General features: G+C 75.7%; 9 protein-coding genes. 4 read left to right on the forward strand and 5 right to left on the reverse strand.

Going from position 1 to position 9,961, the window contains the following annotated elements; genetic code table 11:
* Nucleotides 1-37: 37 nt before the first annotated feature.
* The 5 genes from AB8M62_RS12555 to AB8M62_RS12575 all read right to left on the reverse strand — a co-directional run bounded on the left by AB8M62_RS12555 (nt 38) and on the right by AB8M62_RS12575 (nt 5,388).
* Nucleotides 38-1,042, reverse strand: a complete 1,005-nt coding sequence (locus AB8M62_RS12555; protein WP_369069756.1) for a hydroxyacid dehydrogenase — start codon at nt 1,040-1,042, stop codon at nt 38-40.
* On the reverse strand, nt 1,039-1,908 hold the full coding sequence (locus tag AB8M62_RS12560; protein WP_373694932.1) for a carbohydrate ABC transporter permease: 870 nt from the start codon (nt 1,906-1,908) through the stop codon (nt 1,039-1,041). The genes AB8M62_RS12555 and AB8M62_RS12560 overlap by 4 nt, the downstream gene beginning before the upstream one ends.
* 47 nt (nt 1,909-1,955) lie before the next feature.
* Nucleotides 1,956-2,921: a carbohydrate ABC transporter permease gene (locus AB8M62_RS12565; protein WP_373694931.1), complete on the reverse strand. Its 966-nt coding sequence runs from the start codon at nt 2,919-2,921 to the stop codon at nt 1,956-1,958.
* Entirely contained in the window at nt 2,918-4,234 is a 1,317-nt protein-coding gene (locus tag AB8M62_RS12570; protein ID WP_369069757.1) for an ABC transporter substrate-binding protein, read from the reverse strand. Before AB8M62_RS12570 ends, AB8M62_RS12565 begins: the two co-directional genes overlap by 4 nt.
* 86 nt (nt 4,235-4,320) lie before the next feature.
* Nucleotides 4,321-5,388: a substrate-binding domain-containing protein gene (locus AB8M62_RS12575; protein WP_369069758.1), complete on the reverse strand. Its 1,068-nt coding sequence runs from the start codon at nt 5,386-5,388 to the stop codon at nt 4,321-4,323.
* Between the two features lie 157 nt (nt 5,389-5,545).
* Between AB8M62_RS12575 and AB8M62_RS12580 the strand changes: the two genes are divergently transcribed.
* The 4 genes from AB8M62_RS12580 to AB8M62_RS12595 all read left to right on the forward strand — a co-directional run bounded on the left by AB8M62_RS12580 (nt 5,546) and on the right by AB8M62_RS12595 (nt 9,910).
* Nucleotides 5,546-6,631, forward strand: coding sequence for a LacI family DNA-binding transcriptional regulator (locus AB8M62_RS12580; protein ID WP_369069759.1), 1,086 nt, complete (start codon nt 5,546-5,548; stop codon nt 6,629-6,631).
* Between the two features lie 185 nt (nt 6,632-6,816).
* Complete coding sequence (locus AB8M62_RS12585; protein ID WP_369069770.1) at nt 6,817-7,941, forward strand: Gfo/Idh/MocA family protein; 1,125 nt, start codon at nt 6,817-6,819, stop codon at nt 7,939-7,941.
* Nucleotides 7,938-9,074: a dihydrodipicolinate synthase family protein gene (locus AB8M62_RS12590; protein ID WP_369069760.1), complete on the forward strand. Its 1,137-nt coding sequence runs from the start codon at nt 7,938-7,940 to the stop codon at nt 9,072-9,074. Before AB8M62_RS12585 ends, AB8M62_RS12590 begins: the two co-directional genes overlap by 4 nt.
* Nucleotides 9,071-9,910 carry a sugar phosphate isomerase/epimerase family protein gene (locus tag AB8M62_RS12595; RefSeq protein ID WP_369069761.1) on the forward strand — a complete coding sequence of 280 codons (840 nt, stop codon included), beginning with the start codon at nt 9,071-9,073 and terminating at the stop codon, nt 9,908-9,910. Before AB8M62_RS12590 ends, AB8M62_RS12595 begins: the two co-directional genes overlap by 4 nt.
* Nucleotides 9,911-9,961: the final 51 nt, after the last annotated feature.

Below are 9,961 nucleotides of genomic sequence, written 5' to 3' on the forward strand. Positions count from 1 at the left end.
GCGGCTCCTCGGGCTTCGGGACGGGGTGCGGGGGCGCTCACGCGCTGCGCTCCAGCGCGGTGCGGGTGACGGGGTGGGCGAACGGGCGCCCGGCGGCGAAGCGCTCGACCTCGGCGGCCGCCGAGGCGGTCAGGCGCTGCAGCTCGTTGCCCGCCGAGCCCGCCACGTGCGGGGTGAGCAGGACGTTCGGCAGTCCCCACAGCGGGTGCTGCGGCGGCAGCGGTTCGGGGTCGGTGACGTCGAGGACGGCGTGCAGGCGGCCGCTGAGCAGCTCGGCGGTCAGGGCGTCCGCGTCCACGACGGGACCGCGCGCGGTGTTCACCAGCGTCGCGCCGTCGCGCAGCCGGGCCAGCAGACCCGCGTCGACCAGGCCGGTGGTCTCGGGCAGCAGGGGCGTGTGCACGGTGAGGACGTCGCTGCGCCCGAACAGCTCCGCGAGCCCGACGGGTTCGGCGCCCAGCGCCCGCACGTCGGCGTCGGCGACGTACGGGTCGTGCAGGAGCACGCGCAGGTCGAACGGTCGCAGCAGCTCCACCACGCGACGTCCCACGAGGGAGGCCGACAGCACGCCCACGGTCGCGCCGTGGTTGCCGCCCGCGTCACTGACCGCCGTCGCCGCCCGTGAGCGGACCCGGGCGTACTCGTGCGCGGACTCCAGCACGCGCTTGCCGGCCAGCAGGACCACGGCGAGCGTGTACTCGGCGACGGGGACGGCGTTGGCCGCGGCGGCCGACGAGACGGCGATGCCGCGATCCCACACCGCCGGGGACAGGTGGTGGCGCACCGTCCCGGCGGCGTGCACGACCGCCCGCAGCCGCGGGGCGGCCGCCACCACCTCGGCGCTGACGCGCGGGCTGCCCCAGCCGGTGACCAGGACGTCCGCGCCGGCCAGGGCCGCGCGCGCGCCGGGGGCGGCGAAGTCGGTCAGCACCTCCTCGTGGACCTGCGCGTGCGGGCGCAGGCGCTCGCGCAGGTCGGCCACGAGCACGTCGCGCGGCGGACGCGGGTCCATCGCCAGGACCGCCCGCACCTCCGGGCTCACTTCACGCTCCCCGCGGTCAGGCCGGAGCGCCAGAAGCGCTGCAGCAGGACGAAGGCCACCACGAGCGGCAGCAGCGCCAGCAGGGAGCCGATCACCACCAGCGGGTAGTAGTCGGGGAAGATCGACGCCGAGGAGTTCCACGTGTACAGGCCCAGGCTCAGCGGGTACAGCGACTGGTCGGACAGCATCACCAGCGGCAGGAAGAAGTTGTTCCAGATGGACGTCAGCTGGAACAGGAAGATGGTGACGAAGCCCGGCGCCAGCATGCGCAGCCCGACGGACAGGAAGCTGCGCAGCTCCCCCGCGCCGTCCACGCGCGCCGCCTCCAGCACCTCGCCGGGCACGTACCCGGCGGAGAACACCCGCGCCAGGTACACCCCGAACGGGTTGAAGAGGACCGGCACGAACACCGCCCACACCGTGTCCACGGCCCCGACCTGCGAGGCCATGAGGTACAGCGGCAGTGCGAGCACCGTGCCCGGCACCATGACCGACACGAGCACCAGGACGAACAGCGGCCGCTTGCCCGTGAACTCGAACTTGTCGAAGACGTAGCCGGCCGCGGTGCTCAGCAGCGCACCCAGGGCGGCGCCGACGACCGCGTACAGCAGGCTGTTGCGGTACCACGTCAGGTACAGCCCGTCCTCCTCGGCCAGCAGCGCGCGCACGTTGTCGGCGAAGGCGAACGTGGAGAAGTCGAGCAGCCGGGAGGCGAACAGCGCCTCGGCGTCCTTGGTGGCGGCCAGCAGCAGCCACGCCAGCGGCAGCAGCGCGTACAGGACGGCCACGGCGACGACGACGTTGGCCGTCGCCCGGCCGGTCGGCCCGGCCCGGCGCACGGGGCGGGCGGGCCGGTCGCGCTGCACGCGGACCTCGCGCTCGGGGGTCGTCCCGACCCGGGGGGCCGTGGTGCTCACGCCTCCTCACCTCCTCGGCGCGCCCCGCGGGAGGCACCGCGGGACACCAGGTACGACAGCGTGCAGCACACCAGCAGCAGCAGGACCGAGGCCGCGGAGGCCAGCCCGTAGTTGTTGCGCGTGAACGCCGCGTCGAAGATGTACATGTTGGGCGTGAACCGGGTGCCGATGAGCGGGGTCACCTGGCCCATGAGCATCGGCTCGGTGAACAGCTGCAGGGCGCCGATGACGGTGAACATCACGACGGTCACGACCGTGGCCCGCACCAGCGGGACCTTGACCCGCAGCGCGGTGCGCACCGCGCCCGCGCCGTCGATGGAGGCCGCCTCCAGCAGCTCGCGCGGCACGGCGCGCAGCGCGGCGAAGAAGATGACGGTCGTGTACCCCAGCCCGCTCCACAGCGCGATGTTGACCAGGGAGGGGACCAGCAGCTGCAGGCCGAGGAAGTCCACCTGCAGGTCCAGCCGCTGCAGCACCCCCAGCACCGGGGACAGCCCCGGCGTGTAGAGGTACAGCCAGATGACGGCGGCGATGATGCCGGGCACGGCGTGCGGGACGAACAGGACCGTCTGGCTCAGCTGCCGCGCCAGCACCAGGCCGGAGTCCAGCAGCAGGGCCAGGACCAGCGCCCCGACGACCACGAGCGGCACGAACAGGGCGATGTACAGCAGCGTGATGCCGACACCGCGCACGAAGCCGGGGTCGGCGAGCACCGCGGCGTAGTTGCGCACGCCGGCGAAGGTCGTCTCGGCGGTGCCGAACCCCAGGCCGGAGTGGGTCGTGGAGAAGAAGCTGAGGTAGGCCGCGTAGAGGACGGGGACGAGGAACACGGCGACGAGCAGGAGGGTGAAGGGCCCCAGCAGGACCCCCACCGCCAGGCGCTGCGAGCGCCGCGACGGGCGCACGCGCTCGGGCGTCCCCCTCCCGGTCCGCCCCTGGACGCGGGTGTCGAGAGCGCTCACGCCCGCCTCACCGCCAGTCCGAGGCTGCGCATGTCGGGCAACGTCTCCTCCTCCGCGGCGGCCAGCGCCTGCTCGATGGTGGTCCCGTAGGGCAGGCGGGCGAACCCGTTGCCGATGGACGCGCCGGTGGCCTGCATGCGCGGGCCCCAGACCCAGCCGGTCTGCAGCAGCTGCGACTGCTCGGCGACGAATCCGTAGTAGTCCTGGCCGCCGTAGTAGCTCGTGTCGAACTGGTCGGCGGCGGGCCCGAGCAGCGCGGGCGCGGCGGGGAACATGCTCGACGTGCCGCTGGACAGGCGCGCGGTGATGGCCTCGGGCGAGGTGGAGACCCACTCCAGGAACTCCAGGGCCCGCTCCTTGCGCGGGCTGTCGGCGGTGACGACGTGCACCGAACCGCCCTGCACGCCCAGCGACGGCTCCTCGCCGGACCACTGCGGCAGCGGCGCGGCCCGCCACTGCCCGGCGCCGCCGGGCACGGAGGTGATGAGGTTGGCCGCGCCCCAGGCGCCGACGACGAACGAGGCCGTGCGGCCGCCGGCCAGCGACGCCAGCCACTGCTGGCTGCTCTGCGGGTCGACGGCGACGAGGTCGTCGTCGACGAGGCCCTGCCAGTACCCGGCGACCCGGCGGGTGGGCTCGTCGAGGAAGTCCAGGACCCACTCGCCGCCGCCGGGGGCGGTGTCGTCGATGTCGAACCAGCGGGCGTCCAGCTGCTGGCAGTACCCGGCGAAGTAGGGGTAGCCGTTGGGGTGGAAGGAGGCCAGGTGGACTCCGGTGCGGCCCCGCAGGTCGCGGGCGGCGGCGGCGAACTCCTCCCACGTCGTGGGCACGTCCACGCCCGCGGCGGCGAGCAGGTCGGGCCGGTGCAGGAGCACCATCGGCTCCACGTCCAGCGGCACCGCGTAGGCGCGGCCGGCGAAGGTCGCCGTGTCCCACGCCTGCGGCAGCAGCCTCTCGCGGAAGGAGGGGCTGACGAGGTCGGTGATGTCGGCGGCGACGCCGTCCAGCGCGAAACCGGGCAGTTCGGCGTACTCCATCGAGACCACGTCCGGGGCGTTGCCGGCGCGGAAGGCGTTGGACAGCTTGGCCGAGCCGCCCGACCCGCCCGAGGGCACGGCGTCGAAGACGACCGGCGCGTCGGGGCGGGTCGCGTTCCAGGCGTCGGCGACGCTCTGGGTGCCGCGCAGCGAGGACCAGAAGGTCAGCGGGCCCTCGGGGTCGCCGGCGCTCGCGCGGCCGCAGGAGGTCGCGGCCCCGGCGAGGGCGGCGGCTCCAGCACCGGCGAGCAGCTGGCGCCGGGTGGGGGTTCTCACGGGGGGACTCCTCGTCGTCGAGGTCGTCGTGTCGTCGGACACCCTCGACGCTGGACCCGCGCACCGCCGCGGTCAAGACCGTTCGATCACCCCTGATCGACCGCTCGGACGGAACTGCGCCGCACGAGGTGCGGGCCCACCTCGACCCGGCGCACGGGCGCGTCCGGATCCGCCGCCCGCCAGCGCAGCAGGTCCACGGCCGCGCGCCCGACCTCGGCCTTGGGCGGGGCCACCGCGGTCAGCTGCACGTCGCCCAGGCCCGCCACCACGTCGTCGTAGGCCACGACGCTGACGTCCTCGGGCACGGACAGGCCGGCGAAGCGCAGCCGCGGCACCAGCGCCAGGGCGTCCACGTCGCTGTGCACGAGCATGGCCGTGGCGCGGTGGCGCCGGACGGCCTCCGCCCAGTCGGGAGCGCGCAGGCGGCGGTGGGCGTCGGCGCCGTCGGCCGACAGCAGGGGCTCGCCGAGCACGGGCAGCCCGAGCGAGCGCAGCGCGTCGCCCGCGCACGCCCGCACGGTGCGCGCGGTCGGCGAGTCGTCGCGCGCGGCCACCAGCACCCGCCGGTGCCCGGCCTCCTGCAGGTGCGCCAGCGCCTGGTGCACCCCGCTGGCGTGGTCGCCGCGCACGGCGTCCCGGCGGGCCAGCGCGGTGCCGCGCAACGGGAAGCGCTCCACGAGCACGACCGGCAGGCGGCCGGGGAAACCGGCCGCGCTCTCCGCGGCGGCCTCCTCGGCGCTGCGCCAGCGGGGGGCGTGCAGGACGCCCAGGGCCCCGTCGTCGCGCGCCGCCCGGTCGACGGCGTCGCGCACCGACGGCGCGTCGGGGGCCACCTCCAGCACGAAGCGCCCCCCGGCGGCCACGACGGCGTCGCGCGCGGCCAGCAGGACCTCCGACAGGTACGCGCTGAGCGCCCCCGTCAGGGCGGTCACCGTGCGCCCGGCCAGCGCGGGGCCGTCCGGTCCCGGCCGCGGCGCGGGCGGGCGCACCTCCCCGTGCCGGCGCTCCAGCAGCCCGGTGCGCGCCAGCAGCTCCACGTCCCGGCGCGCGGTGACGTCCGCGACGCCCAGCTCGGCGGCCAGGTCGCTGACCCGCGCCGCGCCGCGCGCCGTCACGAGCTGCACGAGGCGCTCCCGGCGCCGCTCCGCGTCCACCCGGACAGCCTTGTCCGACCGATCGCTCACGGCAAGGGCGGTGGCGGTCGTCCCCGCGCGCGGACCGCCACCGGGCGCCGCCGCGTCGGTACCGTGCCCGCAGCGGGGTGCGGCGCAGCACCCGCACCGGGTGCGACGAGGGAGCCGAGGTGGGCGCGTGAGGTCCGGCAAGCGCAGCGAGGAGGGTTCCGCGGCGGCCGCGGCGACCCTGCAGGACGTCGCCCGGCACGCCGGGGTGTCCCTGGCGACCGCCTCGCGCGTCCTCAACGGCAGCGAGCGCCAGGTCGGCGAGGCGCTGCGCCAGCGCGTCACGGCCTCGGCCGCCGCCCTGCAGTACTCCCCCAACGCCCAGGCGCAGGCCATGGTCCGCGGGCGCACCGACGTCGTCGGGCTCGTCGTCGGCGACATCGCCGACCCCTACTTCGCCAGCATCGCCGCCGGCGTGACCCGCGCCGCCGAGAGCGCCGGGCTCCTGGTGACGCTGGCCAGCACCGGCCGCGACCCCGGCCGCGAACTGGCCCACGTGACGACGCTGCGCAGCCAGCGGGCGCGGGCGGTCCTGCTGGCGGGCAGCCGGATGGACGACGCGGAGAGCACCCGGGTGCTGGCCGAGGAGCTGCAGCGGTTCGAGGCGCAGGGCGGGCGGGCGGCCGTCATCGGCCAGCCGCGCCTACCGGTGGACTCCGTCGTCGTCGCCAACGAGCGCGGCGCGCAGGACCTGGCGGCCGCGCTGGTGGCCGCCGGGCACGAGCGGTTCGCGGTCGTCGCCGGCCCGGAGGGGCTGCTCACCTCCCGCGACCGCGTCGCCGGGTTCCGCCGGGGCCTGCGCGAGCACGGCCTCGACGTGGCCCCCGAGCACCTGCTGGAGGTCGACTTCACCCGCGACGGCGGGTCGCTGGGGATGCGCGCGCTGCTGGAGCGCGGGTTCGACCACGGGTGCGTGTTCGCTGTCAACGACGTCATGGCGGTGGGCGCCATGGTGGCGCTGCGCGAGCGCGGCGTCCCGCTGCCCGGGCCGGTGGCCGTGGCCGGGTTCGACGACATCGTCACCGCCCGCGACGTGACGCCGGCGCTGACGACGGTGCGCCTGCCGCTGCTGGCGATGGGCGAGGCGGCCGTGGAGCTGGCGCTGACCGAGCGGCCCCCCACCCCGCGCCGTCGGGCGTTCGAGGGCGAGGTCGTGCTGCGCGCGAGCACGGGGTCCGCCACGGCCGCGTCCGCCGCGCCGCTGGCCACCGGCTGAGCGTTCGACCACCGCGGCACCACGGGTGGTTGACCCCGTGCGACCTCCCCGCCTACCGTGTGGGAAAGCGCATTCCGGGCGCCCGCCCACGACACCGACGTCAGGAGCACCCCGTGACCACGACGGCGACACCGCCCCAGATCGACGCCCACCTGGACCGCCCGACGCGGACCCTCACGATCGCCATGAACGGCGTCACGGGGCGCATGGGCTACCGGCAGCACCTCGTGCGCTCGGTCCTGGCGCTGCGCGACGCCGGCGGGATCGTGCTGGAGGACGGCACCCGCGTGGGCGTCGAGCCCGTCCTCGTCGGCCGCGACCCGGTCAAGCTGGCCGACCTGGCCGCCCAGCACCGCGTCGAGCGCTGGACCACCGACGTCGACGAGGTCCTCGCCGATCCCGACGTCGACGTCTACTTCGACGCCCAGGTCACCTCCCGCCGCCCGGCCGCGCTGCGCGCCGCGATGGCCGCCGGCAAGCACGTCTACACCGAGAAGCCCACGGCCGAGACGCTGGACGAGGCCGTCGCGCTGGCCCGCGAGGCCGCCAGCGCGGGCGTCACCGTCGGCGTCGTCCACGACAAGCTGTACCTGCCCGGCCTGGTGAAGCTGCGCCGCCTCGTCGACGAGGGTTTCTTCGGGCGGATCCTGTCCCTCAAGGGCGACTTCGGGTACTGGGTGTTCGAGGGCGAGAGCCAGCCCGGGCAGCGCCCCAGCTGGAACTACCGCGCCGAGGACGGCGGCGGCATCACCGTGGACATGTTCTGCCACTGGAACTACGTGCTGGAGGGCCTGCTCGGCCGCGTCGGCGCCGTCACCGCCAAGGTCGCCACCCACGTGCCCGTCCGCTGGGACGAGCGGGGCCGCGAGTACGCCGCCACCGCCGACGACGCCGCCTACGGCATCTTCGAGATGCCCGACGGGGTGATCGCCCAGATCAACTCCTCCTGGACCACCCGCGTCCACCGCGACGAGCTCGTGGAGTTCCAGATCGACGGCACCCACGGCTCGGCCGTGGCGGGCCTGCACCGCTGCGTCGCCCAGCAGCGCGCGCACACCCCCAAGGCGGTGTGGAACCCCGACCTGCCCAGCAGCGACCGCTACCGCGACCAGTGGCTGGAGGTTCCCGCGAACGCCGAGCTGGACAACGGGTTCAAGGCGCAGTGGGAGGAGTTCCTGCGCGACATCGCCGCCGGGCGCCCGCACCGCTACGACCTGCTGTCCGCCGCCCGCGGGGTGCAGCTGGCCGAGCTCGGGCTGCGCTCGTCCGCCGAGGGCCGCCGCCTCGACGTGCCGGAGATCTCGCTGTGACCGCCGTGCAGAGCGCCCCCGCCGCCTGGCCGCGCCCGAGCGCGCCGCTGCGCTCGCGCGTGGTGTACGCCGCCGCCCACGTCGTGCCCGTCGTCGGCTCCGACACCACCCCCGGCGGCCGCGTCGACGTCGACTGGGACGCCACCCTCGGCTACCGCCGCGACATCTGGTCCTACGGCCTCGGCGTCGCCGACGCCATGGACACCGCCCAGCGCGGCATGGGGCTGGACTGGCCGGCGGCGAAGGAGCTCATCGAGCGCTCCAGCGCCGAGGCCCGCGCGGTGGGCGGCGCCATCGCCTGCGGCGCCGGCACCGACCAGCTCGACCCGGCGACGCTGCCCGGGGGCGAGCGCGGGCTGGACGCGGTCCTGGCCGCCTACCGCGAGCAGCTGGAGGTCGTCGCCGACGCGGGCGCCACCGTGATCCTCATGGCCTCGCGGGCCCTGGCGAGGACGGCGCGCTCGGCCGAGGACTACCTGCGCGTCTACCGCACCCTCCTGCAGGAGTGCCCCTCCCCCGTCGTCCTGCACTGGCTCGGGCCGATGTTCGACCCGGCGCTGACCGGGTACTGGGGCTCGACGGACGTCCCCACCGCCACCGGAACCCTGCTGCAGCTCATCGAGGAGAACGCGGCGAAGGTCGACGGCGTCAAGGTCTCCCTGCTCGACGCGGACCACGAGCAGGACCTGCGCGCGCGGCTGCCCGAGGGCGTGCGCCTGTACACCGGCGACGACTACAACTACCCGGACCTGATCGTCGGCGACGGCACCCGCCACTCCGACGCCCTGCTCGGCATCTTCGCCGCGATCTACCCGGTGGCCTCCGCGGCCGTGCAGGCCCTCGACGCCGGCGACGACCGGCGCGCGCACGAGCTGCTGGCGAGCACGCAGGACCTGGCGCGGCACGTCTTCGAGCCGCCGACGTTCCACTACAAGACGGGCATCGCGTTCCTGTCCTGGCTCAACGGCCGCCAGCCCGGGTTCTCCCTCGTCGGCGGCCTGCACGCCGGGCGCTCCGTGCCGCACCTGGTGACGCTGCACCGGCTGGCCGCCGAGGCCGGTCTCCTGGTCGACCCCGACCTGGCCGAGCACCGCCTGAGCGCCTACCTGCTCACGCAGGGGGTGGGCGCGTGAGCCTGGAGCGGCTGTCGCTGAACTCCGCGACCACCAAGCGCTGGAACCTCGCCGAGGTCGTCGAGGGCGCCGTCAAGGCGGGCCTGCCCGCCGTCGGGCTGTGGCGCGACGTCGTCGCCGACGCGGGGTTGGAGAACGCCGCCCGCACCGTGCGCGAGGCGGGCCTGCGGGTCTCGACCCTGTGCCGCGGGGGTTTCCTCACCGCCGCCGACGACGCGGGGATCGCCGCGGCCCGCGAGGACAACCGCCGCGCGGTCGAGGAGGCCGCGACGCTCGGCGCGCCCGCCCTCGTGATGGTCGTCGGGGGGCTGCCCGCCGGTGACCGCGACCTGGCCGGCGCCCGCGAGCGGGTGGCCGAGCGGATCGCCGAGCTGGTGCCCGTGGCCCTGGAGCACGGCGTGCGGCTGGCGCTGGAACCGCTGCACCCCATGTACGTGGCCGACCGGGCGGTCCTGTCCACGCTCGGGCAGGCCCTGGACCTGGCCGCGCCGCACCCCGTCGAGGCCGTCGGCGTCGTCGTCGACACCTTCCACGTGTTCTGGGACCCGCAGGTGCACGAGCAGATCGCCCGCGCCGGCCGCGAGGGGCGCACCGCCTCCTACCAGGTGTGCGACTTCAACCTGCCGATCGCCGCGGACGCGCTCCTCTCGCGCGGGCTCATGGGCGACGGCGTCGTCGACTTCGCCGCCCTGACCCGCTCCGTCGCGGCGGCCGGGTGGACCGGCGACGTCGAGGTGGAGATCTTCAACCAGGACGTCTGGGACACCGACGGGCACGAGGTGCTGGCCGCGGTGGCCGAGCGCTACCAGCGCCTCGTCCTGCCGCACCTGGGCTGAGCGCCCCCCGCAGCCCCCGACCCCGCGCGGTCCCGCCCCGAGCGGGACCTC

Origin of the sequence: Kineococcus terrestris (assembly GCF_041020755.1) — a bacterium.
GTDB classification, from domain to species: Bacteria; Actinomycetota; Actinomycetes; order Actinomycetales; family Kineococcaceae; genus Kineococcus; species Kineococcus terrestris.